The 24,057-nt window shown below is 73.1% G+C and carries 23 protein-coding genes; 16 read left to right on the forward strand and 7 right to left on the reverse strand.

Annotated features, from left to right (window positions below):
* The first annotated feature begins 39 nt into the window (after positions 1-39).
* The 14 genes from DNL40_RS09580 to DNL40_RS09645 all read left to right on the forward strand — a co-directional run bounded on the left by DNL40_RS09580 (position 40) and on the right by DNL40_RS09645 (position 13,816).
* Complete coding sequence (locus tag DNL40_RS09580) at positions 40-1,545, forward strand: dicarboxylate/amino acid:cation symporter (RefSeq protein WP_425450772.1); 1,506 nt, start codon at positions 40-42, stop codon at positions 1,543-1,545.
* A 243-nt stretch (positions 1,546-1,788) separates the two neighbouring features.
* Complete coding sequence (locus tag DNL40_RS09585; protein ID WP_146252063.1) at positions 1,789-3,912, forward strand: D-alanyl-D-alanine carboxypeptidase family protein; 2,124 nt, start codon at positions 1,789-1,791, stop codon at positions 3,910-3,912.
* A gap of 7 nt (positions 3,913-3,919) precedes the next feature.
* Entirely contained in the window at positions 3,920-4,276 is a 357-nt protein-coding gene (locus DNL40_RS09590; protein ID WP_245885821.1) for a DUF2087 domain-containing protein, read from the forward strand.
* On the forward strand, positions 4,269-4,769 hold the full coding sequence (locus DNL40_RS09595; protein WP_111251034.1) for an aminoacyl-tRNA deacylase: 501 nt from the start codon (positions 4,269-4,271) through the stop codon (positions 4,767-4,769). Before DNL40_RS09590 ends, DNL40_RS09595 begins: the two co-directional genes overlap by 8 nt.
* Before the next feature lie 141 nt (positions 4,770-4,910).
* Positions 4,911-5,279 carry an STAS domain-containing protein gene (locus DNL40_RS09600; protein WP_111251035.1) on the forward strand — a complete coding sequence of 123 codons (369 nt, stop codon included), beginning with the start codon at positions 4,911-4,913 and terminating at the stop codon, positions 5,277-5,279.
* Positions 5,276-6,010, forward strand: a complete 735-nt coding sequence (locus DNL40_RS09605; RefSeq protein WP_111251036.1) for an LmeA family phospholipid-binding protein — start codon at positions 5,276-5,278, stop codon at positions 6,008-6,010. Before DNL40_RS09600 ends, DNL40_RS09605 begins: the two co-directional genes overlap by 4 nt.
* A 115-nt stretch (positions 6,011-6,125) precedes the next feature.
* Positions 6,126-7,727, forward strand: coding sequence for a sodium-dependent transporter (locus DNL40_RS09610; protein WP_111251037.1), 1,602 nt, complete (start codon positions 6,126-6,128; stop codon positions 7,725-7,727).
* Positions 7,724-7,891, forward strand: a complete 168-nt coding sequence (locus DNL40_RS09615) for a methionine/alanine import family NSS transporter small subunit (protein WP_111251038.1) — start codon at positions 7,724-7,726, stop codon at positions 7,889-7,891. The genes DNL40_RS09610 and DNL40_RS09615 overlap by 4 nt, the downstream gene beginning before the upstream one ends.
* A gap of 172 nt (positions 7,892-8,063) precedes the next feature.
* On the forward strand, positions 8,064-8,990 hold the full coding sequence (locus tag DNL40_RS09620; RefSeq protein ID WP_111251039.1) for an ABC transporter substrate-binding protein: 927 nt from the start codon (positions 8,064-8,066) through the stop codon (positions 8,988-8,990).
* A gap of 66 nt (positions 8,991-9,056) precedes the next feature.
* On the forward strand, positions 9,057-10,034 hold the full coding sequence (locus tag DNL40_RS09625; RefSeq protein ID WP_111251040.1) for an amino acid ABC transporter permease: 978 nt from the start codon (positions 9,057-9,059) through the stop codon (positions 10,032-10,034).
* Positions 10,035-10,075: 41 nt separating this feature from the next.
* A complete protein-coding gene (locus DNL40_RS09630) occupies positions 10,076-10,843 on the forward strand; it encodes an amino acid ABC transporter ATP-binding protein (RefSeq protein ID WP_111251130.1) in 768 nt (255 codons plus the stop codon).
* A gap of 177 nt (positions 10,844-11,020) precedes the next feature.
* Positions 11,021-11,719 carry a hypothetical protein gene (locus DNL40_RS09635; RefSeq protein WP_111251041.1) on the forward strand — a complete coding sequence of 233 codons (699 nt, stop codon included), beginning with the start codon at positions 11,021-11,023 and terminating at the stop codon, positions 11,717-11,719.
* Between the two features lie 103 nt (positions 11,720-11,822).
* Positions 11,823-12,407 carry a SigE family RNA polymerase sigma factor gene (locus DNL40_RS09640; protein WP_111251042.1) on the forward strand — a complete coding sequence of 195 codons (585 nt, stop codon included), beginning with the start codon at positions 11,823-11,825 and terminating at the stop codon, positions 12,405-12,407.
* Positions 12,404-13,816: a hypothetical protein gene (locus DNL40_RS09645; RefSeq protein ID WP_111251043.1), complete on the forward strand. Its 1,413-nt coding sequence runs from the start codon at positions 12,404-12,406 to the stop codon at positions 13,814-13,816. The genes DNL40_RS09640 and DNL40_RS09645 overlap by 4 nt, the downstream gene beginning before the upstream one ends.
* 110 nt (positions 13,817-13,926) lie before the next feature.
* Here DNL40_RS09645 and DNL40_RS09650 read toward each other — a convergent pair whose 3' ends face one another.
* The 3 genes from DNL40_RS09650 to DNL40_RS09660 form a co-directional block, all read right to left on the reverse strand.
* Positions 13,927-15,144, reverse strand: a complete 1,218-nt coding sequence (locus DNL40_RS09650; protein WP_111251044.1) for an excalibur calcium-binding domain-containing protein — start codon at positions 15,142-15,144, stop codon at positions 13,927-13,929.
* 105 nt (positions 15,145-15,249) lie between these two features.
* Entirely contained in the window at positions 15,250-16,005 is a 756-nt protein-coding gene (locus tag DNL40_RS09655) for a hypothetical protein (RefSeq protein WP_111251045.1), read from the reverse strand.
* A 250-nt stretch (positions 16,006-16,255) separates the two neighbouring features.
* Positions 16,256-16,459, reverse strand: coding sequence for a cold-shock protein (locus DNL40_RS09660; RefSeq protein ID WP_111251046.1), 204 nt, complete (start codon positions 16,457-16,459; stop codon positions 16,256-16,258).
* A 336-nt stretch (positions 16,460-16,795) separates the two neighbouring features.
* Between DNL40_RS09660 and DNL40_RS09665 the strand changes: the two genes are divergently transcribed.
* Positions 16,796-17,650, forward strand: coding sequence for an aldo/keto reductase (locus DNL40_RS09665; RefSeq protein WP_111251047.1), 855 nt, complete (start codon positions 16,796-16,798; stop codon positions 17,648-17,650).
* Between the two features lie 250 nt (positions 17,651-17,900).
* Positions 17,901-19,175, forward strand: coding sequence for an ABC transporter substrate-binding protein (locus DNL40_RS09670; RefSeq protein ID WP_111251131.1), 1,275 nt, complete (start codon positions 17,901-17,903; stop codon positions 19,173-19,175).
* Between the two features lie 473 nt (positions 19,176-19,648).
* Here DNL40_RS09670 and DNL40_RS09675 read toward each other — a convergent pair whose 3' ends face one another.
* From DNL40_RS09675 to DNL40_RS09690, 4 genes are read right to left on the reverse strand one after another with little or no spacing between them, the layout of a single operon-like run.
* The gene (locus tag DNL40_RS09675; protein WP_111251048.1) at positions 19,649-20,437 is read right to left on the reverse strand and encodes an ABC transporter ATP-binding protein; all 789 of its coding nucleotides are present in this window, start codon (positions 20,435-20,437) and stop codon (positions 19,649-19,651) included.
* Positions 20,434-21,498 carry an ABC transporter ATP-binding protein gene (locus DNL40_RS09680; RefSeq protein WP_111251049.1) on the reverse strand — a complete coding sequence of 355 codons (1,065 nt, stop codon included), beginning with the start codon at positions 21,496-21,498 and terminating at the stop codon, positions 20,434-20,436. The genes DNL40_RS09675 and DNL40_RS09680 overlap by 4 nt, the downstream gene beginning before the upstream one ends.
* Positions 21,488-22,474 (reverse strand): branched-chain amino acid ABC transporter permease, encoded by a 987-nt coding sequence (locus DNL40_RS09685; protein WP_111251050.1) that lies wholly within the window; start codon positions 22,472-22,474, stop codon positions 21,488-21,490. The genes DNL40_RS09680 and DNL40_RS09685 overlap by 11 nt, the downstream gene beginning before the upstream one ends.
* A 13-nt stretch (positions 22,475-22,487) precedes the next feature.
* Positions 22,488-23,963 (reverse strand): branched-chain amino acid ABC transporter permease, encoded by a 1,476-nt coding sequence (locus tag DNL40_RS09690; RefSeq protein WP_111251051.1) that lies wholly within the window; start codon positions 23,961-23,963, stop codon positions 22,488-22,490.
* Between the last annotated feature and the right edge of the window lie 94 nt (positions 23,964-24,057).

The following is a 24,057-nucleotide window of genomic DNA, read 5'->3' on the forward strand; positions in this document are numbered from 1 at the left end:
GCCCTCACGCGCCCTCCGGCGCCCTCGAAAGGAAGAACCGTGTCCTCTGCGTCATCTCCTACGTCCCCCGCCGGGATCCCCGGCACCGATCCCGCCCGGCCTCCGCGCCGCCTGCGCCTGCCGTCGTTCTCCGTGCAGGTCGTGCTGGGCCTGGTGCTCGGCGTGCTGCTCGGCTGGGCCGCCCTCGCCATCGGCCCGCAGGCCGACGGTGAGACGCCCAACGGGCTGACCACCACCCTGGCCACGATCGGCTCCTCGTTCGTGACGCTGCTGCGCGCCGTCGTCCCGCCGCTGATCTTCACGGCGATCGTCGCGTCCATCGCGAACCTGCGGTCCGTCACCAACGCCGCCCGCCTGGCCGGCCAGACCCTCCTGTGGTTCGCCGTCACGGCAGCGATCACCGTGGTGATCGGCATCGGCCTGGGCCTGCTGTTCCGCCCCGGCACCAACACGGGCGTCTCCCTCGACGACGCCTACGAGCCCAGCCGCACCGGCACGTGGCTCGACTTCCTCCAGGGCCTCATCCCCGCCAACGTGCTCGGCCTGGGCGCCTCGACCCGTCTCGAGGACGGCGCCGAGGGCGCGCTCCCGGTGGCCAGCACGAGCATCAGCTTCAACGTGCTGCAGATCCTCGTCGTCGCGCTCGTGATCGGCATCGCCGCGCTGAAGTCGGGCGACAAGGCCGACGCCTTCCTGGCGTTCAACCGCTCCGCGCTGGCGATCGTGCAGAAGGTGCTGTGGTGGATCATCCGCCTGGCCCCGCTGGGCACCCTCGGCCTCGTCGGCACCGCCATCGTGGACTACGGCTGGTCGTCGCTCGGCTCGCTCGCCTGGTTCGCCGTGGCGGTCTACGTGGGCCTGGCCATCGTGCTGTTCGTCGTCTACCCGGTGCTGCTGCGTGCCCACGGCCTGTCGGTGCTGTCGTACTTCCGCGGGGCGTGGCCAGCGATCCAGCTCGCCTTCGTGTCCCGGTCCTCGATCGGCACCCTGCCCGTCACCCAGCGCGTGACCGAGCGGAACCTCGGCGTGCCCCGCGAGTACGCGTCGTTCGCCGTGCCGCTGGGCGCGACCACCAAGATGGACGGCTGCGCCTCCATCTACCCCGCCGTCTCCGCGATCTTCGTGGCGCAGATCTTCGGCATCGACCTGTCGGTGACCGACTACCTGCTCATCGCGTTCGTGTCCGTGGTGGGTTCCGCGGCGACCGCCGGGCTCACGGGCGCCGTGGTCATGCTGACCCTCACGCTGTCCACGGTGGGCCTGCCGCTCGCCGGCGTGGGCCTGCTGCTGGCGATCGACCCGATCCTGGACATGGGCCGCACCGCGGTGAACGTGGCGGGGCAGGTGCTGGTCCCCACCATCGTCGCCAAGCGGGAGGGCATCCTCGACGTCGCCAAGTACCGCAGCGCCTCGGCGGAGGACCTGTTCGGTGACGACGAGTCGGCGGAGCAGGCGGTGCCGGCCGGCACCGACGCAGCCGACGCAGCCGGTGAGCGGGGTGCGTCGCAGGCCCCTGCGGAGCCGGAGCCCGCGACGGCCCGCTGACCCGCACGACGAGGGCCACCAGGCCGGGCACCGAGCGTCCGGCCTGGTGGCCCCCGTCATGCCGCCGTGGTGCGGCGGCCACCCGTGTGGACCGCGGGTGGCGGGCCGATGAACCTCTGCGCCCGGGAGTGGCGAAGGTCCGCGGATCACCGCACAGTGGAAGCCGGTGCCGGTTCACTCCTCGGCCACCGTTGCGTGCAAGGATGCGCGGGTCCCCCGGTCCCTGTCCGGAAGGTCTGATTCGTGAGCACAGTGCCCAGCGAGGAGACGCAGACGGCTCGCCCGGCGAGCCGAGCCCGCCGTGCGCTGCGACGAGCCGGTGCGGCGTCAGCCGTGTGCGTGCTCGGTGCCGGCGTGCTCTCGACGGCGGCGGCGAGCGGGTCGCCCCACCTGTTGCCCGGTCCGGCCCAGCCGGCGGCGGTGCAGGTGCCCGGGGTCGTCGGCCAGGAGGTCACGATCGCGCGGGTCGGCGCCGTCACGGACGCGGACCCGGCCACCCTGGAGCAGATCTTCGCGCTGCTGGAGCGCGCGGAGCGGGACGCCCAGGAGTCCGGCCGGCCCCTCACCCCGGAGATCAGGCAGGCGGCGGCGGAGCTCGGCATGCTGCTCACCGCCTACCTGGCACAGCACCCCGAGGCGCTGCCGGAGGGGGCAGCACCGGTGCCGCCGGTGAGCGACGCCGTGAGCGTGCCGCAGGACGTCGCTCACGAGGACGACCTGGACTACCTCGGCGACCTGGCAGAGCCGGACGGCCTGGACGCGGCAGCGGTGGAACCGGTGGTCGACGGCGCGGACGGGGAGCAGGCGGGCGCCGACGACGGCGCCGCAGGGGCGGCCCAGCCCGCCGAGCCGGCTGCGGCAGCCGAGCCCGCTGTGCCTCCTGCGGCCGGCGAGCCGGCCGACGGTGCGCCCACCGGACCCGGGGCAGCCCCCGACGGCGTGGCCGCTGACGGCCCGGTCCCCGACGGCGTCGCCCCGGAGGGAGCCGAGCCGGCCGACGGCACCGATGCCCCCGCCCCCGAGGAGGGCGCGGCCGAGGACGGGCACGACCACGCCCATGACCACGAGCGCGACGAGGTGACGTTCGAGGACGTCGTCGTCGCCGCGATGCGCCTCGCCGAGCTGCTCGACCCGGCCAACGCCTTCGGCGTCTCGGTCACCGTCCCTGGCGGTGCGCTGGTGGCCGACACCCCGCTGACCCGGGCGCTGCGCGACGTCGTCGCCCGGTACGGGCAGTCCACCGCGGGCTACAGCAACGGCATGATCCCCGACGACGTGCTGTGCGCGCTGCCGTTCGCCGCCGGGCACAAGCTGCGCTGCGACGCGGCCGAGCGGCTGATCGCGCTCAACGAGGCGTTCCGTGCCGAGTTCGGCAGGTCGATCCCGATCACCGACTCCTACCGGACGCTCGAGTCGCAGATCCGCCTCAAGGCCGCCAAGCCGGTGCTGGCCGCGACCCCCGGCTACTCGAACCACGGGTGGGGACTCGCCGTCGACCTCGGGGCGCCGATCAGCACGGGGCTGTCCCCCGAGTACCGCTGGCTGCGCCTCCACGGGCCTGACTACGGGTGGGACAACCCGGCGTGGGCACGGCTCGACGGGAGCAAGCCGGAACCGTGGCACTTCGAGTTCTTCGCCTCGGGTCCCGTGCCGCACCGGGCGCTCTCGCCGTCCGACATCGCGTGGGGCTCCAAGGATCCTGCCCGCTCGCCCCTGGTGACGGCCGAGCCGGCGTTCCCGCCGCCCGCCGCGGCGCCGGACGCCGCCGCCCCGGCCGGGGAGCCCGCAGGCCCGCCGGTTCCCGCCGCGCCGCCCGTGGGCCCCCCGTCGGTGCCGCCGACCACGACGCCGACCCCGGGCGCGCCGCGGCCCGCGCCGTCGGGCACCCCGACGCCGACGCCGAGCGGGACCCCGACGCCCGCCCCGCGGCCGACGCCGAGCCCCAGCCCGAGCCCGACGTCCCCGACGCCGAGCCCGTCGCCGTCCGCCCCCGCACCGTCGCCGAGCCCGTCGCCGAGCCCGACGCCCACGCCGTCGGACGAGCCGACCCCAGAGCCCTCGGACGAGCCGACTGCCACGCCGTCGGACGAGCCGACCTCCAGCCCGTCGCCGACACCCACCCCGTCCGACGAGCCGAGCGACGAGCCCGGTGACGAGCCGGCCCCCGCGCCCACGGTCGAGGTGCCCGGCGTGGCCGGGCGGAGCGAGGCCGACGTCCGCGCCGCGTTCGAGGCCGCCGGCCTGGTGCTGGTGATCGAGCGGTCGGGCGAGGTCGAGGAGCCGCGCCTGAAGACCCGTGCTCCTGGCGAGAAGGTCCCCGCGGGCTCGACGGTGACGGTGCTGCTGCCTGCCCGGGACGAGGAGTGACCTGCCGGTGACGAACCACCCCGCGGCGCAGCGCCCTGCAGGCGCTCCCGCCGCCGGCGACCCGCGCCGGTTCCTGCGCGGCGGTCGGCTCGAGTCGATGCCCCGGCGCTGGCGGGACAAGCGTGCCGTGACCCGCTACCTCGCCACCGTGGCGCTTCCCGTGCTGCTGGAGACAGTGGGGGAGCGGGAGCTGACCCTGCGGCTGGCGGCGCTCGCGGACGACCCGGTGGGCGTGCGGCGGGCGATGGTCGACCTCGGCCTCGTGCAGCGCACCCGTGACGGGGCCGAGTACTGGCGCACCGAGGTGACCGAGTACGAGGAGCTCGTGCTGGCGGAGACGGTGCGGGAGGTCGGCGGTGAGTGAGCAGCCGAGCGGCACGCCCGGTCCCGAGGAGCGCGCCCTGCGTGCTCTGCAGGAGTCGGGGGCGGCCTTCGAGATCACCCGGCACGGACCGGTGCGCTCGCTGGAGGAGGCGGCCGCGGCGCGCGGCGTCGCCCCCGGACGGCTGGTCAAGACGATCGTGGTGCGCCGCGGTGACGACGACTACCTGTTCGTGCTCGTCCCCGGAGACCGGCAGATCTCGTGGCCGCGGCTGCGCGCCCTCCTGGGCGTCTCGCGGTTGTCGCTGCCGGACAAGGACGTGGCCCGGCAGGTCACGGGCTACGAGCGGGGCACCATCACGCCGTTCGGGTCGCTGCGGCCCTGGCCCGTCGTGGCCGACGAGCGGGTGGTGGGCGCGGGGCCGGTGTCGATCGGCGCGGGCGGCCACGGCGTCGGCGCCACGCTCGACGGCGACGAGCTGGTCGCCGTGCTCGGTGCCCGCGCTGCCGACGTCACCGACCCCGCCGGCGGATGACGGATCGCGCCACGTCCGGCGAGTACACGACACCGGCGGTAGTCTCGCTGGACGTCGAAGCACACGAGAGGGAACACTCGGGCGGGTCGCAGGGGTTTCCGCGAAGGGGCGCCTCACCGACCAGCAGAACGAGCGGATGACATGGATCTGGACGACACCGACCAGCGCAACGGCACCGGATCGGGGATCACGTGCCACTCGACGCCGGACGGCACGGTGGTGACCCTGTGGGGTGAGGTCGATGCTGCCCTGCGGGAGTCGGCGAGCGAGACGATGGCCTCGCTCGCCGCGCACAACGCCGGCAACCCCGTCGTCGTGGACGCGAAGGACGTCACGTTCATCGACTCCTCGGGGGTCGCGTTCATCCTCCAGGTGTACGTGCTCGGCCAGGAGACCGGTGCCCCGGTGACGCTCCGCGACCCGTCGGAGGCGGTGACCGAGGTCCTCGAGATGGTGGGCATCGGTGGCCGGCTGCCCGTGGTGCGCACCGCGGCCGACGTCCCCCAGTGACCCCGGAGCGCAAGGACGGCGTGCGGACGCTCGCCGCGCTGCTCGTCGCCCTGGTGCTGCTCGCCGGGGTGGCCGTCGTGGTCGACAGGGGCGTGGCGTGGTCTGCCGAGCGCGGCCTGGCGGGCGCGGTGGCCCTGGGCGGCAGCGACGTCTCGGGAGCCGAGGTGGACATCCACGGGTTCCCGTTCCTCACCCAGCTCGCCGCGGGAGAGCTCGGCCACGTGACCGCTGCGCTGGGCGCCGGCACGTTCGGCGGGTACACCGTCTCGGACGTGCGCATGGACGCCCGCGGTGTGGAGCCGCGCGTGCCGTACCGGGTCGACGAGGTGCGGGTGGACGGCCTGCTGTCGCGGGACTCGCTCGCCCGCCTGCTGTCGGCGCGGCTCGACCGGGAGGTCGCCGTCGAGCCGGGGGAGTCCCCGGAGGCGCTGGCCGTCAGCACGACGGTGCCCGTGCTGGGCGTCGAGGTCGGCGTCGAGGCTCAGGTGGTGCCCACGGTGCTGGACGGCGGGGCGATCGGCGTCGACGTGCTCTCCTTCTCCCTCGCCGGTGCCGCGGTCGACGCGGACTCGCTGCCGGCCGGGCTCGGGGCGGCCCTGGGCGACGTGACGGTGCCCGTGGACCTGCCGGACGGGGTGGGGCTGCGGTCGGTGGCCGTGGAGCCCGGCGGGGTGCGGCTGCACGTCGAGGGCGAGCAGGTCGCGCTGTCACGCCTGCGGATCGGCGGCTGACCAGGGCGCTCGCCCTGTGCGCGGGTGTCCGCGATGTGGTCCGGGATGCCGCGTGCGGCGCGGTCGCGCATCATCGCAGGCGAACATCTGCGTGATCCCAGGAAAGGGGCACCTCGTGAGCACCGACGGAGCGGCCACCCGGCACCGCCCGCGCGAGCAGTGGACCGGCCAGACCGGCTTCATCCTCTCGGCCATCGGGTCGGCCGTGGGCCTGGGGAACATCTGGCGCTTCCCCGGCGTCGCCTACGACAACGGTGGTGGCGCGTTCCTCGTGCCGTACCTCGTGGCGCTGCTGACCGCGGGCATCCCCATCCTGCTGCTCGACTACGCCGTCGGGCACCGGTTCCGTGGTTCGGCCCCGGCGGCGTTCCGGCGCCTGTGGCGCCGCCTGGAGGCGCTCGGCTGGTTCCAGGTGATGATCTCGTTCGTGATCGCCGTGTACTACGCGGCGGTCGTGGCGTGGGCGCTCAGCTTCTTCGTGTACTCGTTCGACCTGCGCTGGGGCGACGACCCGGCCGGGTTCTTCACGGGCACCTACCTGCAGCTCGCCGACGTCGGCGGCGCGGACTCGTGGGTCACGCTCGACTTCGTGCCCGCCGTGCTGGTGCCGCTGGTCCTGGTGTGGGTCGTGACGCTCGTGGTGCTGGGCGCCGGTGTCGCCAAGGGCGTGGAGCGGGCCAACGTGGTGTTCATCCCGCTGCTGGTCGTGGCCTTCAGCATCCTGGTGGTGCGCTCGCTGACGCTCGACGGCGCCGCTGACGGCCTGAACGCGCTGTTCACGCCGAACTGGTCGGCGCTGGGTGACCCCAACGTGTGGATCGCCGCGTACGCGCAGATCTTCTTCTCGCTCTCGGTCGCGTTCGGCATCATGATCACGTACTCCTCGTACCGGCGGCGCCGCTCGAACCTGACCTCGCCCGGTCTGGTCGTGGCGTTCGCCAACTCGAGCTTCGAGATCCTCGCGGGCATCGGCGTGTTCGCCGCGCTGGGCTTCCTGGCCCACCAGCAGGGCATCGGGGTCGGGGAGCTCGAGGGCCTGACCGGCCCGATCCTGTCGTTCGTGACGTTCCCGGCGATCGTGTCGCAGATGCCGGCCGGCCCGCTGTTCGGTGCGCTGTTCTTCGGGTCGCTGGTGATCGCCGGGTTCACGTCGCTGCTGTCGATCCTCCAGGTGGTCTCGGCGGCGTTCCAGGAGAAGTTCGGCATCGACCGCCGTCAGGCGTCGCTGCGCGTGGGCGTGGTGGCCGCGGTCGTCTCGGTGCTGGGCTTCTCGACGACGACGGGCCTGATCGCCCTCGACACGATCGACAACTGGGCCAACAACGTGGGCATCGTCGCCTCTGCCGTGCTGACCTGCGTGCTGGTCGTGTGGGTGCGGCGCGAGGCGCCGGCGCTGCGCTACCACCTCAACACCGTCTCCACGGTGCAGGTGGGCCGCTGGTGGTACGCGGCCGTGGGTGTCGTGGTGCCGGCGGTGCTGGGCTACATGCTGATCTCCCGGATCGTCACGTTGGCGGTCGACGGGTACGAGGGGTACGCGAGCTGGTACCTGGGCGTCTTCGGCTGGGGCACCATCGTGTTCCTCGTGGTGGGTGCGGCGGTGCTGACGGCTACCCGGTGGCGTGTCGACCCGGACCGCTACGACGCCTGGCCGCCCTTCCCGCCCGGACCTGCTGGCGGCTCTGCCGGCTCCAAGAACTCGGAGGTGTCCCGATGAGCGGTGCGGCGATCGCCCTGCTGGTGTGCGCGATCCTCGTCGTCTGGGGCGGGCTCGTGCTGAGCATCGTCGCGGTGGCGCGCCGCCCCGAGAGGTCGGACTACCCGGCCGGGGGGCTGGAGGACGACCGCGAGGACGGCGGCGTCAGCCCTCGCGACACCTGACGGGGGGAGGCGGGTGACGAGGGTCGCACCACGCCCGAGTTTGGGATATTCACCTCCGCGTGCATACTTATGCATGGCGCGGCCGCGCCGTCGGGTCTCCTGCTCCCCATGACGACAGGGATGTGGCGGGGGTCCGCGCCGGAGGTCCACCCCTAGCGATCCGGAGCACCCCATGCGCACGCTGTCCGCCCTGCCCGTCGCCGCGCTCGCGGCCGCGACCCTCGTCCTCGGTGCCTGCACGACGGCGTCCCAGGACGCCGGCTCGGGCGGTGCCGCCTCCGGCAGCCCCGCGCCCACCCAGGGCTACGACGTCTCCGGCATCACCGCCGACGAGACGGTCGCCGCCCTGGTCCCGGCCGAGGTCGCCGAGACCGGCACCCTCGCGGTGGGCTCCAACCTCGAGTACGCGCCCGCAGAGTTCGTCGCCGCCGACGGCCGCACGCCCGTCGGGTTCGACATCGACATCATCCACGCCGTCGCGCAGACCATGGGTCTCGAGGCCCAGGTGCAGTCCGCCGGGTTCGACTCGATCATCCCGGCGATCGGCAGCCTGTACGACGTCGGCATCTCGGCGTTCACCATCACGCCCGAGCGCCTCGAGACGGTCACGATGATCAGCTACTTCAGCGCCGGCTCGCAGCTCGCCGTCGCCCAGGGCAACCCCTCCGACGTCGACCCCGCCGACCTGTGCGGCGTCGTCGTGGGCGTGCAGACGGGCACCATCCAGCAGGACGAGCTCGCCACCATGACCACCGAGTGCACCGAGGCCGGCAAGCCCGCCATCGACGTGCGTCCCTACGCCTCGCAGGCCGACGTGACCACCAACCTGGCCGGCGGCAACCTCGAGGCCATGTACGCCGACTCGCCCATCGTCGGCTACGCCGTCGAGCAGACCGACGGGGCCGTCGAGGCCATCGGGGAGATCGTCGACGCCGCGCCCTACGGCATCGTCGTCGCCAAGGACCAGCCGGAGCTCGCGCAGGCCGTCCAGGCCGCGCTGCAGAAGCTCATGGACGACGGCACCCTGAAGGACATCGCCGGTGCGTGGGGCAACGAGGACGGCGCGCTGACCCAGGCGCAGATCGACCCCACCGCCTGACCGAACCCCGCGAGCCGTGCCTGCCGACCCTGGCGGGCACGGCCGCCGACGGAGAAGGAGGGCCGCATGAGCGACCCGATCCCGCACCGCATCCACGCGCGCCCGGTGCCGCGCCCCGGGCGCTTCCTGGCTGCCGCGGTGGTGCTGGTGCTCGCCGCGATGGTGGTCAACGGCCTGGTCACCAACCCGAACTACCGCTGGGACACCGTCTGGCTGTACCTGCGCGACGTCGTCGTGATCCGCGGTGTCATGTGGACGCTCGTGCTGACCTTCGGCTCGATGGCCATCGCCGTCGTGCTGGCCGTGCTGCTGGCCGTGATGCGCCGCAGCGACAACCCGGTGATGCGCTGGGTGGCGTGGGCGTACATCTGGTTCTTCCGCGGCACCCCCATCTACACCCAGCTCGTGTTCTGGGGCCTGCTCGCGGTGCTCTACCCGCGCCTGAGCCTCGGCATCCCCTTCGGGCCCGAGTTCTTCTCGTTCTCCACCCGTGACGTCATCACCGCCTTCTGGGCGGCGCTCATCGGGCTCGCGCTCAACGAGGCCGCCTACCTCGCCGAGATCGTGCGGGCCGGCCTGAGCTCGGTGGACCCCGGGCAGACGGAGGCCGCCAAGGCGCTGGGCATGAAGGACTCCAAGATCCTGCGTCGCGTGGTGCTGCCCCAGGCCATGCGCGTCATCGTGCCGCCCACCGGCAACGAGACCATCTCCATGCTGAAGACGACGTCGCTGGTCATCGCGGTGCCGTTCACGCACGACCTGTTCTACGCCACCAACGCCATCGGCAACCGGCTCTACCAGACCATCCCGCTGCTGGTCATCGCCGCCATCTGGTACCTGCTGATCACGTCCGTGCTCATGGTGGGCCAGCACTACCTCGAGCGGTACTACGGCCGAGGGTTCGGCACCGAGACCGGTCGGCGCCGCGCAGGGGGCGGCACCGGCCCGAGCGGCTCCCGCAAGGAGCGCAAGGCCCGCAAGCAGGACCTCATCCGCCAGTCCGGCACGACCAAGGACGACCCGTTCCTGGAGGTGACCCCGTGACGACCACGTCGTCCACCGACGCCGGCACGACCGCCACCCCCATGGTCGAGGTCCGCGGCGTCCACAAGGAGTTCGGCCGCGGCGCCGACGCCGTGCACGTGCTGCGGGGCGTCGACCTGACCGTCGCCCGAGGCTCCGTCACCGTGGTGCTCGGCCCCTCCGGCTCGGGCAAGTCCACGCTGCTGCGGTGCGTCAACGAGCTCGAGGAGATCACCGCCGGCTCGATCGTCGTCGACGGCGAGCGCATGGGCTACCGCGAGGACGCCAAGGGCGTGCTGCACCGGCTCCACCCCAAGGTGATCGCCCGCCAGCGCCAGCGCATCGGCATGGTGTTCCAGCGGTTCCACCTGTTCCCGCACATGACGGCGCTCGAGAACGTCATGGAGGCACCCGTGCAGGTGCGCGGCATGTCGAAGCGCGACGCACGGACCCGGGCGCTGCAGCTGCTCGAGCGCGTGGGCCTCGGCGACCGCACCGACCACTACCCCGCCCAGCTCTCCGGTGGCCAGCAGCAGCGCGTCGCCATCGCCCGGGCGCTGGCCATGGACCCCGAGCTCATGCTGTTCGACGAGCCGACCTCCGCGCTCGACCCCGAGCTCGTGGGGGAGGTGCTCGCTGTCATGAAGGACCTCGCCGCCGACGGCATGACCATGATCGTGGTGACCCACGAGATCGGGTTCGCCCGCGAGGTGGCCGACCACGTCGTCTTCATGGACCAGGGCGTCATCGTCGAGGAGGGTGCACCGGCCCAGGTGATCGACTCCCCCCGCGAGCAGCGCACCCAGGAGTTCCTGGCGCACGTGCTGTAGCCGCTGCCGTGTTCGGCGCTCGAGCCGTGCGCCCCACCTCCGCCGGAGGTGGGGCGCACGGCTCTTCGTCGGTGCGTGCAGCGCGAGGCGTGGACCGTGCGACGCCGTCGCCCTAGCCTGGCTGCCAGACGGTGACCGGGAGGGCCTGTGAGGCGGTGGACGGCATGGTGGGGCGGCGTGACCGCTCTGCTCCTGGTCCTCTGGGCCGTGATCGCGTTCACGCCCGCCCGGCCCCCGGACACCACCGTCCGAGCGGTGGCGGCCGCTGTCGCCGGGGATGACGGTGGCGAGGTCCGGTACGAGGGTCGTATCGAGAGGGACGACCACGCGCACGGCGAGGCGTTCGGGCACGTGACGATCGTTCGTCCGGAGCGGTCCGACCTGATCGTGCGGCTGCCGTCGGCGACGCCGACCACGCAGGTCGTGCGCGTCCAGCACGCCGTGCCCGCCGGGTGGACCGTGCACGACCTGCTCGACCTGCGCTTCGCCGTGCCGTCCGACTGGGTCGTGGGCCCGGCCCGCGTCCACGGTGGTGACGACGTCCTCGCACGCAACCCCGCCGCCGTCGCCGGGCCCGCCGCCGACGCCGCCCGCGTGCGGGTCCAGGTCTGGCCAGGGCGCCAGGCAGAGCAACGGCTCGCCGGGGCGGAGCACCGGCCGTTCGAGATGCCCGGTGCGGCGACAGCCTCCCTCGCGTGGGCCGAGGCAGACACCCCGCGCGGGCGTGTGCTCAGCGCGCGGATGATGGCAGAACGCACCGAGGGTGGCGCCGTGTACGTCGTGTGGATCGACGTGCCCGCCCAGCCCGCCCCGGACGGGACGCTGCGCGGACACCGGATGCTGAACCAGGTCCTCGGCAGCCTGCACTTGCGGTGACCACCTGGCAACCGCCCCGAGAAAGGTGGAACCTCCCGGGCCGTCCGCTGCGTCTGAGGGGCGTGACCGACTCCAGGACCTCACCGCCGCACCGGCGGGACGCGTGAGCGGCGTCGCGGTGCCTGCGGACGACGTGCGCGTCGTCGTCGCGCAGACCACCGCCGTCGAACGCTTCACCGCCTTCGCCACCACCAGCACACCCGCCCTCTTCCGCATCGCGTACCTGCTGTGCGGGGACGAGCACCGGGCCCACGACCTGGTGCAGCTCGCCCTCGAGCGCACGTACCGGGCGTGGGGCCGGGTCGAGCACGGCGACCCCTTCGCCTACGCGCGCCGCGTCATCGCCACGGCGCGCGTCGACACCTGGCGGCGCACCCGCCGCGAGGTGCTCGCCGAGCCAGGCACGCTGCCCGACGGCGAAGGAGCGGGGCCGCGCACGCCCGACGCCGGCACCGCGCTCGCCGAGCGCGACCGGGTCGTGCGGGCGCTGCTCGCCCTGCCCGTCAAGCAGCGGCGCGTGGTGCTGCTGCGCTACCTGCTCGACAGGTCGGAGGCCGAGACCGCCGAAGAGCTCGGCATGGCCCTCGGGTCGGTCAAGTCCACCAGTGCCCGCGCGCTCGCGCGGCTGCGCACGCTGCTCGTGCCCGACGGCGGCGCCGCCGCGAGCTCCCAGGGGGAGAACCGATGACCCGTGACCATGAGGACCTCGACCTGACGACCACGGCGGAGGAGGAGAGCACCGTGGTGGTGCTCCTGCGGTCCGCCGTCGACGGCGTGGAGCACCCGCCCGCCCCCGACGGCGCGGCGCTCGCCCACAGCGCGGTGCGCCGGGTGCGGGCGCGACGCGCGCTCCTCACCGCAGGCGTCGGGACCGCTGCCGCCACCGCCGTCGTCGTCACCACGGCGCTCACGGGGCCGTGGGACGCACCGCCCGGACCGGTCGCCTCGGCCCCGGCGACCCCGGCGGCCCCGGCGGCCTCGGCTCCTGCGGCCTCCGCCGCACCGGCGCAGGAGGAGCCGGCCCCCGAGCCGACCTACCTCCCGGTCGGCGACGGAGAGCTGCCGCTCCTGCCCGGTGTCGAGCACGGCGCCGTCGACCTGGAGCACTCCGAGTACCGGATCGAGGGCGGCCTCGTCTACACCATGCCGCGCGGAGGCCGTTGGGTGCTGCGCGACGTCGACACGGTGGACGCATCGAGCACCCCGCCGTCGATGGTCTGGGACGTCTCCACGCAGACGGAGTGGGCCCAGGGGGCCGCCTACCCGGAGGAAGAGTTCGAGGCCACCCCGATGGCCGGCAGCAAGGCGACCATCAGGCTCGACGTCGCTGCCGACGCCGCATCCTGGCAGGTGCCCGACCGCGACTCCGGTGCCTGGACCGTGGACGTGCCCGGTGCCGACCTCGTGGTCGTGACCCGCGGCCCTGCCGAGGAGCCCGGGCTCGCCCGGTGGGACGCCCAGGTGCGGCGCGGCGACTCCGGCTGGACCATCCGGATGGACTTCACCGACGACGAGGTCGGCGACCGGGTCGCCGCCGAGTTCCTCGGCAACCTGTGGTTCCAGGACGACGGACCGCCGGAGTGGTTCGTGCCCACGCACGAGTTCCCGGTCGTCGACGGCATCGTGCACGGCGTGCCCGAGGGGTGGCAGGAGGTCTCCCTCGGCGAGGTGACCCTCGCCGTGCCCGCAGGCTGGACCTACAGCGACCGGACGGACGAGTACCAGCGGCACTCCCTCTGGGAGGGGGACGTCGCCACGTCCGGGTTCCGCCTCTCTGACGGCACCACGGAGGACGTGCGGTGGAGCGTGCTCGTATCCCTCGCGACGCGCGGACCGAGCAACGACGTGCCCGGAGTGCCGGTGTGGCTCGGGCCCCAGCCCCAGACGCTGCAGGTGCCGGGCGCCGACTTCGCCGAGGCCGACACCACCCTCGGCCCGTTCTACGCGGACAGGTCGGTCCGGTCCTACTGGACCACGATCGAGCTGCACCAGGCGGGGCCGAAGGGGCGCAACGCCTCGGTGTACATCTCGGTCCCGGCCGACGAGGAGGGGCTCGAGATCCTGCGGGGCGTCATGGGGTCCGTCCGGTTCCCCTGACCTGCGTCCCCGTCCGGACCGTCAGGTGTGGGCGAGCCGTGCTCGCCCACACCTGACGGTCCTTGGTGGTCTCTGGCCGCCCGGAGGCCGGGTGCTCCCCAGCGAGGCGGTCAGTCGCAGGCCACCCCGTCACCGTCCCGGTCGAGCCAGCGGGAGTACGCCGGGTCGCCCTCACGCACCGGGGTGGGGATCCCGGCGTCACGCACCTGCCGGCACGAGAGGTACGGGCCGCCCTGCCCGTTGCCCTGCCCGTTGCCCTGGTTGCTTCCCTGGTTGCCGCCCTGGCTGCCACCCGGCCAGTCGTTGCCGCTGTTCTGCTGCTCGCGCCTGCGGCTCTCCTCCGCCTGCTTCTTGGCCGACTCCAGCTCCTGACGCTGGGTCGCCAGCGCCGCCTCCTGCGCGGCCGCCTCCGACTCGCGCGCCGCGATCTCGGCCTCCTTCGCCTGGAGCGCCTCCCGTTCCTCCTGGAGCTGTTCCTGCAGCCGGGTCAGCTCCGTGCGCTCCTGTGCCACCTCTTCCTGTGCGTTCCGGGCGTCCACCGCTGCCTGGCTCGCATCGGCCGTGCGACCCACCGACACCACGACGCCCAGGATGATCCCGAGAGCCAGGCAGGCCGCCGCGACGCCGATCACGAGCGGCTGCGCCGGGGCCCTGCCAGGCCGCCGGGGAGCCGCCTCCGCACGTGCCGCACCCGCCCGCACGGCTGGGGTGCCTGCCACCGGGGTGCCGGCCGCGCCCGCAGGCGCATGGGCTGCACCCGGGGTGTGCGCTGCACCCCGAGGCGTGTGCGCGGGGCCGGTCGGCACCGCAGGGCCCAGCGGCACGGCAGCGCCCTGTCGGGCCATGCTCTGGGTGCGGTGCGGCTCCGCCGGGGGAGCGGCCGCAGGAGCGGGCATCACAGGTGGGCCGCCCACCACCGTCGGGGCCTGCGGAGGTGCCGGCGGAAGGTGCGTGGTGGCGCCCGGGTCGCCGTACCCGTACGCGTGACCGACGGTGGTGGCACCCGGGTCGCCGTACCCGTACCCCACCACCGTGGCGCCCGGGTCCTGCGCCGGTGGCAGCACGGAGGTCGCCCCGGGCGCCGCGGTGCTCCCCGTGGAGGGCGGCACCGGTGCGAGCACGCTCGTACGCTCGGACGGGTCCTCGGGGCGCGGGGCAGCGACCGTCGCGACCGTCGTCGCCTCGGCGCTCACCGGCGCCGGGTCGTCCACCCAGTACTCCCAGCCGGCCGGCGCCGGGGGCCAGGACGGGTCAGGGGACCATCCGGGCTCGGGCCGGAACCCGGCAGGAACCTGCCAGCCGGGCGGAGGGTTGAAGCGGGCGGCCATCCGTACTCCTTCGATCGGGGCGGCGCCCACTATGGCCGAGTCGTACGGGTCAGGTCCAGATACGTCCGGATTCGTCCCCGTCTCCGCAGGTCGTGGTGGTGCGGCTCAGAAGTCGCCACCCCCGAAGTCGCCGCCGAACCCACCGCCGTCGCCGCCCCCACCGAAGAGGTCCCCGAAGAAGCCGCCGCCCGAGTCTCCGGCGGCGTCCGCACCGTCGGCACCGGCAGCCTCAGCACCACCGGCGTCCGCACCGGGGTCCTCGGCACCGGCGTCGCCGGCGAAGTCCTGGCCCGGGTCGCCGAACGCAGGACCGAACAGCATGTTGGCCACCGCCGAGCCGATCACCACACCGGCGACCGTGCCCAGCAGGCTGGAGCCCACCATCGAGCCGAACCCTGGCGCGCTGCCGGCGCCCGGCCGCCCGCGGAACGTCTGCTCCAGGGTGCCCGGGTTGCGCATCTCGGCGCGTGTGGCCATCCGGGCGAGCGACTGGGGGTCGTCGGAGCCCCCGCGCTCCTGAGGGGGGAGGGTGGAGCCCAGCTCGGCGAGCACCTGGCGGCGCTGGTCCGGCGTCAACCGGGCGAACGCCTCCGCGTGGGCCTGCTCGACGGCGTCCGGCGGTGCCGTGCGCAGCAGGTACCGGTAGCGCTCGATCGCGACGTCGTCGGCGCTGCGACCGGCGGCCGTGCTCGCGGACGGGGCGGAGGCAGGTGCCCCGGCGGGCTGCTGCCCCGGGGTGGTGCCGTAGCCGGGCTTGCCCGGCGAGTAGCCCTGCGACGGGTAGCCGCCGGACTGGTAGGGGGCGTTGCCGTAGTCGCGGTCGCGCGGCTCACGGCCGAGCAGTCGGTCGAGGAATCCCATGACCGTCCAACGAGGTACCGCGAGGTGCGGTTCCCGCCCGTCTTCCCGCGCCCGCCCTTCCGTCGGCGCCATAGCCATCGTGTGTCACCAGCCGCCGGGTGTGGTCGGCGGTCGCGCGCCGTCGGCGCGGGGCGGGCCGTGCGGTCGCGCGGCGGGCGTCGTCGGACGACGAAGGCCGGCCACCCCGAGGGGAGACCGGCCTTCGCGAGATCACGCGACCCGCGGGCGTCAGCCCACGGTCAGGCGAGGATCAGAGGGGGCGGATGTTCTCCGCCTGCAGGCCCTTGGGGCCCTGCGCGGTGTCGAACTCGACGCGCTGGCCCTCCTCGAGCGAGCGGTAGCCGCTCGACTGGATGGCGGAGTAGTGGGCGAAGACGTCCTGCGAGCCGTCCTCGGGGGCGATGAAGCCGTAGCCCTTCTCCGCGTTGAACCACTTCACGGTTCCAGTAGCCATGTCTTGCTCTCCTTCAAGAGTGACGACCCCGACTTCCGAGGTCGACCTATTACTGTGTTCGTCGTCAACTCTTGGTAGAACAAGGTTCGTCGTCGGTTGCGCACATCTTCTGCGCGACCGTTGACGCAGGACGGGAACCGTCCGGGACAAGCGAGGCACTGCAACGGTGCACAACGCTACGCGACCTGCGAGCGCGGCGCTACCCCTCGTGCGTCACGTCCTCGCCTCCCGGTGGCCGGTCGAGGGGTCCGCCGAGGTGGTCGTGCGCCGGGCCAGGCCCTCTCCGGCCTGCTCTCCGGGCTGGCGAACGGTGCCGTGGGCCGGAAGTCTGGTGCCATGACCGATCCCAGCACCGTCCCCACCCTGACCATCGCCGACGGCGTCGAGATCCCCCAGGTCGGGCTCGGCGTGTTCCAGGTGCCCGACGTCGAGACGGAGGCCAACGTGGCCTCGGCGCTCGATCTGGGCTATCGGCACGTGGACACCGCTGCCGGGTACTACAACGAGGCCGGTGTGGGCGCGGCTCTCGCGAAGAGCGGGCTCGCGCGGGAGCAGTACTTCGTGACGACGAAGCTGCGCAACGGCGACCAGGGCCGCCAGTCGGCGCTCGAGGCGTTCGAGGCGTCGCGTGCCGCGCTGGGTCTGGACGTCGTGGACCTGTACCTCGTCCACTGGCCGGTGCCCTCCCAGGACCGCTACGTGGAGACGTGGCACGCCTTCGAGGACCTGCGGCAGGCGGGCAAGGTGCGGGCGATCGGCGTGAGCAACTTCCTCCCCGAGCACCTGGAGCGGCTCGTGGAGGAGACCGGCATCGTGCCGGCGGTGAACCAGATCGAGGTGCACCCCACGTTCCAGCAGCCGCAGACGCAGGAGCGTTGCCGTGAGCTGGGCATCGTCGTCGAGGCGTACTCGCCGCTGGGGCAGGGTGCGGACCTGGACGCTCCCGCGGTGACGGCGATCGCTGCCGAGCTGGGCGTGACGCCGGCGCAGGTGGTGCTGCGCTGGCACCTGCAGCAGGGGCGTGTGGTGATCCCGAAGTCGAGCTCGGCGGAGCGGCAGGCCACCAACATCGACCTGTTCTCGTTCGAGCTGACCGAGGAGCAGGTGGCGCAGGTGGACGCGCTGGAGCGGGGCGAGGAGGGGCGCATCGGTGCGGACCCGCGCACCGCGGCGTTCACGCAGTACCGCTGAGCCGACCGTCCCCCGCGCTCCGCAGGGGGAGGAGCGCGAGGGACGTGACGCCCGACGGCGGCCAGGGGGTGCCGCCGTCGGGCGTGCAGGGGGGCGTGGACCATCATGCGAGAGCCAGGTCACGGTCTTGTCACGATGTCGCTCATGTGACAGCGATGACACATACCCGTCACATCTGGTGACTACGTTCAGCGCCACTACATGCGGCATTCGCCGTATGGACATCACGTCCCGCCCGAAGGGGAACAGCATGATTCGACGTCACTCTGCGGCGAAGGGCCTCGCCCTCGCCGCGGCCCTCGGCCTCGGCCTCGCCGCCTGCTCCACCTCGGCGGAGGGCTCCGGCGGTGAAGGCAGCGACAGCGCCGAGCCGCTGGTCATCGGCACCATCCTTCCCATCACCGGCACCCTCGCGTTCCTCGGCCCGCCCGAGGTGGCCGGCGTCGGCCTCGCCGTCGACGACATCAACGAGGCCGGCGGCGTGCTCGGCAACGACGTCTCCGTCGAGTGGGGCGACTCGGGCGACACCACCGACCTGTCCGTCGCGGGCGGCACGGCCACCGACCTCATCGGCAAGGGCGTGTCCGCCGTCGTCGGCGCCGCGTCCTCCGGTGTCTCGCTCGCCGTCGTCGACCAGTTCGAGGAGGCCGGCGTCATGCAGATCTCCCCGGCCAACACCGCCACCGACCTCTCCGGCTACGGCGACTTCTTCGCCCGCACCGCCCCGCCGGACACGGTCCAGGGCGCCGCGCTCGGCTCGCAGATCCTCGACGACGGCCACCTGCGCGTCGGCTTCCTCGTCCAGAACGAGGCGTACGGCAACGGCCTGCGCGACAACGTGCAGAAGGCCATCGAGAGCGGCGGCGGCGAGGCCGTCTACGGCGCCACCGGAGCCGGCCAGGAGTTCGCCCCGGGCGAGACCAACTTCGGCGCACAGGTGACCGCCCTGCTCGCCACCCAGCCCGACGCCATCGCGATCATCGCGTTCGAGGAGACCGTCGCGATCATCAACGAGCTCGTCGCCCAGGGCTGGTCGTTCAGCGGCACCACCTACTTCTGCGACGGCAACCTCTCCAACTACGGCGACCAGTTCGACGCCGGTACCCTCGCGGGCGTCAAGGGCACCCTGCCCGGCGCGCAGGCCGACGAGGAGTTCCAGCAGCGCCTCAACGACTGGTACTCCGAGAACGAGAGCGGCACGCTCAACGACTACTCGTACGCCGCCGAGTCTTACGACGCCACGATCCTCGCGGCCCTCGCCGCCGTGCGCGGTGGCGCCACCGACGGCCAGACGATCGCCGACAACATCAAGGCGGTCTCCGGCGCCGAGGGTGGCACCGAGGTGACCACGTTCGCCGAGGGCGTCGAGGCGCTCGAGAACGGTGACGAGATCCACTACGTCGGTAAGGCCGGCATCGGCCCGCTCAACGAGTCCAACGACCCGTCGTCCGCCTTCATCGGCATCTACGAGTACGGCGACGACAACACCTACACCTACTCCCGCTCGGTGGAGGGCAAGGCCTGATCCGCCTCCTCACCGCCAGCACGCGGCGGCCCGGTCACCTGCACAGGTGGCCGGGCCGTTCGCATGCCTTCGGGCGCACGCCCACCCGGCGCCGTACGGAAGGACGCCGATGCTGCTGGGCTCGTGGAACGTCCCGGCTGCGGCGTCCGCGTGCCGCAGGCGTGCCAGGGCGCCGGTGTCGTGCGGGAGCCCTGCCGAGGCTGCCCGGACGCGACGCAGGCACCTCACGCAGGCGCTTCAGGCAGGCCTGCCAGGCGTGCTGTCCCGGGGTCGCCAGGGCCTGGCACCACGGCTGGACGGGGGTCCGCGGACCACCTGTCGCCGCCGAGCTCCCGGCTCCGAGGCGGACCGCGGACGGCGAGCGCGGACGGCGAAGGGCCCCGCACCGCCGGAGCGGTGCGGGGCCCTTCGTGACGCGGGAGCCGCCCGAGGGCGACCCGCCGCCGGGCAGCCGGTGAGGCCGCCCGGCGACGTCAGGCCGACTTCGCGGCGCCCTCCACGTCCTCGGCCAGGGTGCCCAGGTACAGCGAGATCACCTTGGGGTCGGCCTGCAGCTCCCGCCCCGTGCCCGTGTACGCGTCCTTGCCCTGGTCCAGCACGTACCCGCGGTCGCAGATCTGCAGGCAGCGGCGCGCGTTCTGCTCCACCATGATCACCGAGACGCCGGCCTTGTTGATCATGCGGGTGCGCAGGAACGTCTCGTCCTGGCGCACCGGCGACAGGCCCGCGGACGGCTCGTCCAGCAGCAGCACCGACGGGTTCATCATCAGGGCCCGCGCCATCGCCACCATCTGCCGCTCACCACCGGACATCGCGCCCGCTCGCTGCGTGCGCCGCTCCCACAGGGTGGGGAACAGGTCGCAGATGAACTTCCAGCGCTCCTCGAACACCTTGGGGCGCAGGAACACGCCCATCCGCATGTTCTCCTCCACCGAGAGGGAGGGGAACACGTTGTTCGTCTGCGGCACGAACCCGACGCCGCGGGCCACGAGCTGGTTGGCCTTCATGCCCGTGATGTCCTCGCCGCCCATCGTGACGGTGCCGGAGTGGATCTTCACCAGCCCGAACAGCGCCTTGAGCAGCGTGGACTTCCCGGCACCGTTGGGGCCGATGATGCCCACCAGCTCCCCCTTGGCCACCTCGATCGAGCACCCGTTGAGGATGTTCACCCCCGGCAGGTAGCCCGCCACGAGGTTGTCGGCGTGCAGCAGCACGTCCGTCTTCGGTGCGGCGCTCGTGGGCGCCACGGCGGTCTCGCTCATCGCTTCCTCTCCTCGCGTTCGGTCTGGCCCTTGTCCTCCGCCTCGAGCCGGGCGAGGACCGCGGGGTCCAGCAGCGAGTCGTCGCCGAGGTCGGTGTCGTGGTGGGCGCCGAGGTAGGCGTCCACCACGGCCTGGTCCTGCATGACCGTCTCGGGCGGCCCCTCGGCCACCACGCGGCCCTCGGCCATGACCACCACCCAGTCGCTGATGTGGCGCACGGCGTGCATGTCGTGCTCCACGAACAGCACCGTCATGCCTTCGTCGCGCAGGGCCTGCACGTGGCCGAGCAGGGACTGCACCAGGGCCGGGTTCACGCCGGCCATGGGCTCGTCGAGCATGATCATGGTGGGGTCGGTCATCAGGGCCCGCGCCATCTCGAGCAGCTTGCGCTGGCCGCCGGAGAGCGACCCGGCGAAGTCGTCCTTCTTGGTGTCGAGCTTGAAGCGCGCCAGGATCTCCAGGGCCTTCTCGGTGGCGGCCCTCTCCTGGGCGGCCCAGGTGAACGGCAGCCAGGACAGCCAGAACCGCTCGCCCGGGTGCTTGGGCTGGGCGAGCAGCATGTTCTGCAGCACGGTGAGGCGGTTGAGCGCCTTGGTGAGCTGGAACGTGCGGACCATGCCGGCGCGGGCCACGGCGGCCCCGGACTTGCCGGCGATCGACCTGCCGTCGAACTGCCACTGGCCCTGGTTGGGCTGGTCGAACCCGGTGAGCAGGTTGAACAGCGTCGTCTTGCCGGCACCGTTGGGCCCGATGAGCGCGGTGATGGCGCCGCGCTGGACCTCGAGGTGGTCGACGTCGACGGCGGTCATGCCGCCGAAGCGCCGCTGGACGCCGTCGACGGTGAGGATCGCGTCGGGCTTGGGCACGCCGACCCGGCCCTCGACGAACGACAGGTCGCGGGCGACCTGCTTGGCCTCGGCGGACTCGGGTGCCGCCTGGGCGGCGGCCGCCTCGACGGCCTCGGCCGCCGTCGTCGGTGTCTCCTGGACGGTGGTGCCCGACGGCGTGCCGTCGGCGGGCGTGGGTGCCCCGGTCACGGTGGTGGTCTCGTCAGCGGACATTGAAGGCCAGCTCCCTCTTGTTTCCCAAGATCCCCTGTGGCCGGAAGATCACGAGCAGCATGAGCGTGACGCCGACGAGCATCCCGCCCAGCTGCTCCACCTGGGTGCCGCCGATGACGTCACCCAGGCCGGCACGCATCCCGGTGCGCATCAGCATGTAGAGGCTGAAGAACAGCATCGAGCCCAGCACGGGGCCGAACAGGGTGGCGGCCCCGCCGAGCAGCAGCACCGTCCACACGAAGAACGTCATGGTGCGACCCATGGAGTCGGGGGTGATGGCTCGTGGCAGCACGTACAGCACGCCGGCCAACGAACCCAGGGCGCCGCCGATCACCAGCGCCTGCAGCTTGTAGGCGAAGACGTTCTTGCCGAGCGCGCGCACGGCGTCCTCGTCCTCGCGGATGCCCTTGAGCACGCGGCCCCACGGGCTGCGCGTCAGCAGCCACACGAACAGCAGGGCGAGCAGCACGAGGCCCCAGGCGAACAGTCGCGTCCACCAGGAGTCGGACCCGGTGTTGATGTACTCCAGCGGCCCGACGGCGGTGCGTCCGTCCGGGAGGAACGACAGCTCGTGGAACGTGTGCTTGAACGAGTTGCCGAGCAGCCCCGAGGCGCCGCCGGTCCACTCCTGGAACACCGTGGAGCGGCCCAGCCAGCGGATGATCTCCGCGGCCGAGATGGTGACGATCGCCAGGTAGTCGCCGCGCAGCTTGAGCGTGGGGATGCCGAGCAGCAGCGCGAAGACCGTGCCGGCCGCGATGGCCACGAGCAGCGCCACCAGGAACGGTGCGCCGGCGATCGTGGCGATGCCGAACCCGTAGGCACCCAGCAGCATGAACCCGGCCTGGCCCATGTTCAGCAGGCCGGTGTACCCGAAGTGCAGGTTGAGGCCGATGGCGGCCAGGGCGTACGCGGCGGTCGACGGAGCGACGAGCTCGGCCAGCGCCTGCGTGAGGATGCGGAGGAACTCTTCCATGTCCTTGCTCCTTTCAGCCGATCCGCTCGCGGCGGCCCAGCAGGCCCTGGGGCCTGACGAGCAGCACGAGGATGAGGATCACGAGAGCGGACGCGTAGCGCAGGTCGCTCGGGATGACGAGGTTGGACAGCTCGACGACGAGGCCGATGAGGATCGACCCGACGAGCGCCCCGTAGGCGGTGCCCAGGCCACCGAGCGTGACGGCGGCGAACATCAGCAGCAGGAGCTGCATGCCGAGCGACCAGTTGAACGAGCCGAACGAGATGCCCACGAGGATCCCGGAGAGGGCCGCGAAGGTGGTGGACATGATCCACACGATGCGGACGATCTTGTCGGGGTCGATGCCGGTGGCGGCGGCCAGCGCCGGGTTGTCCGAGACGGCGCGGGTGGCCCGGCCGATGCGGGTGCGGGTCAGCCACCAGGCGATGCCGAGGATGCAGACGACGGCGATGCCCATCGCCACCCAGGAGGCCTCGCTCAGGGTGATGCCCGCGATCCGCAGGGGCACCGGGTTGCTGGAGACGATCCGCAGGGACCGGCCGCCGATGAACATCTGGATGAGGAACTGCAGCGCGATGGACAGGCCGATGGTCACGATCATCAGCTGCATCACCGGGGTGCCGCGCCGTCGTAGCGGGCGCCAGATGCCGGCGTCCTGCGCGAACCCGGTGGCGGCGCACAGGGCGAGCGAGGCGAGGATGCCGAGCCACAGCGGCAGCCCCCACACGTGGACGGAGATGAACGCGAGCGCGGCGCCGAGGGTGACCTGCTCGCCGTGCGCAAAGTTCGACAGGCCGGTGGTGCCGAACACGAGGTTGAGGCCGATGGAGGCGAGGGCCAGGAGGAGGCCGAACCGCAGTCCGGAGCCGATCTGCTGCCACACCTGGGCGAGGGAGAAGGCCCGCTGGGAGGCGTCGCCCTCCGGCGGGGCGTCGACGACGCCGCCGTCGGTGCCGGGCTCGCCGCCCGCGGTGGTGCCCGAGCCGGCCTCGCCGCCGGCCCCGGTCTCGGTGCCGGGCGTCGTGGTGCCCGACGGCGGTGCCGACGTCGCGGGCGGGGCCTGGACGCCCGCGCCGACGCGGAACGCCGCGCGCGCCGTCGAGCCGGTCTGGGCGGTCACGTCGATCGACGTGGGTGCACCCTCCGGGAGGGGGGCGTCGGCCGGGAGCGAGGCGGGGTCGAGCTCGACGGTGTACCCGCCCGACGTCGGCACCTCGACGGACGTGACGGCGTCGGCCGAGGTGGTGACCTCGACCGAGAAGTCCGCGCCGTCCGTGATGGTGGCCTGCGCGCCGGGCACGCGGCCGTTGTCGGCGTCGAGCACGAGCACGGCGACGCAGGCGACGCCGTCGGGAGTGCAGTCCGTGCCCGGTGGTGCGGTGTCGGCCGTCGCGGGCGGGGCCGTCAGCATCGCGGGCACGGCTGCCACGGCCAGGGCCGTGAGCAGGCGCCGCCACGCGAGGCGTCGGTGCGGTCGGTCCGCTGTCATCGGCGGGGTCCTCCGTTGTCCAGGTCGTCGTGCCACCACGGGGGCGTCCCGCGGCCGGCTCAGCTCCTCGGCCGCCACCCCGTGCAGTGATGCT

Source organism: Xylanimonas oleitrophica (genome assembly GCF_003244315.1).
Lineage (GTDB): Bacteria > Actinomycetota > Actinomycetes > Actinomycetales > Cellulomonadaceae > Xylanimonas_A > Xylanimonas_A oleitrophica.

What these genes read in the sequence shown, in the direction of transcription:
- DNL40_RS09600 (WP_111251035.1), top strand. Translation starts at nt 4,911, where the DNA reads ATGGATCTGGACGACACCGACCAGCGCAACGGCACCGGATCGGGGATC.
- DNL40_RS09615 (WP_111251038.1), top strand. Translation starts at nt 7,724, where the DNA reads ATGAGCGGTGCGGCGATCGCCCTGCTGGTGTGCGCGATCCTCGTCGTC.
- DNL40_RS09620 (WP_111251039.1), top strand. Translation starts at nt 8,064, where the DNA reads ATGCGCACGCTGTCCGCCCTGCCCGTCGCCGCGCTCGCGGCCGCGACC.
- DNL40_RS09625 (WP_111251040.1), top strand. Translation starts at nt 9,057, where the DNA reads ATGAGCGACCCGATCCCGCACCGCATCCACGCGCGCCCGGTGCCGCGC.
- DNL40_RS09630 (WP_111251130.1), top strand. Translation starts at nt 10,076, where the DNA reads ATGGTCGAGGTCCGCGGCGTCCACAAGGAGTTCGGCCGCGGCGCCGAC.
- DNL40_RS09645 (WP_111251043.1), top strand. Translation starts at nt 12,404, where the DNA reads ATGACCCGTGACCATGAGGACCTCGACCTGACGACCACGGCGGAGGAG.
- DNL40_RS09650 (WP_111251044.1), bottom strand. Translation starts at nt 15,144, where the DNA reads ATGGCCGCCCGCTTCAACCCTCCGCCCGGCTGGCAGGTTCCTGCCGGG.
- DNL40_RS09655 (WP_111251045.1), bottom strand. Translation starts at nt 16,005, where the DNA reads ATGGGATTCCTCGACCGACTGCTCGGCCGTGAGCCGCGCGACCGCGAC.
- DNL40_RS09660 (WP_111251046.1), bottom strand. Translation starts at nt 16,459, where the DNA reads ATGGCTACTGGAACCGTGAAGTGGTTCAACGCGGAGAAGGGCTACGGC.
- DNL40_RS09665 (WP_111251047.1), top strand. Translation starts at nt 16,796, where the DNA reads ATGACCGATCCCAGCACCGTCCCCACCCTGACCATCGCCGACGGCGTC.
- DNL40_RS09670 (WP_111251131.1), top strand. Translation starts at nt 17,901, where the DNA reads ATGATTCGACGTCACTCTGCGGCGAAGGGCCTCGCCCTCGCCGCGGCC.
- DNL40_RS09675 (WP_111251048.1), bottom strand. Translation starts at nt 20,437, where the DNA reads ATGAGCGAGACCGCCGTGGCGCCCACGAGCGCCGCACCGAAGACGGAC.
- DNL40_RS09680 (WP_111251049.1), bottom strand. Translation starts at nt 21,498, where the DNA reads ATGTCCGCTGACGAGACCACCACCGTGACCGGGGCACCCACGCCCGCC.
- DNL40_RS09685 (WP_111251050.1), bottom strand. Translation starts at nt 22,474, where the DNA reads ATGGAAGAGTTCCTCCGCATCCTCACGCAGGCGCTGGCCGAGCTCGTC.
- DNL40_RS09690 (WP_111251051.1), bottom strand. Translation starts at nt 23,963, where the DNA reads ATGACAGCGGACCGACCGCACCGACGCCTCGCGTGGCGGCGCCTGCTC.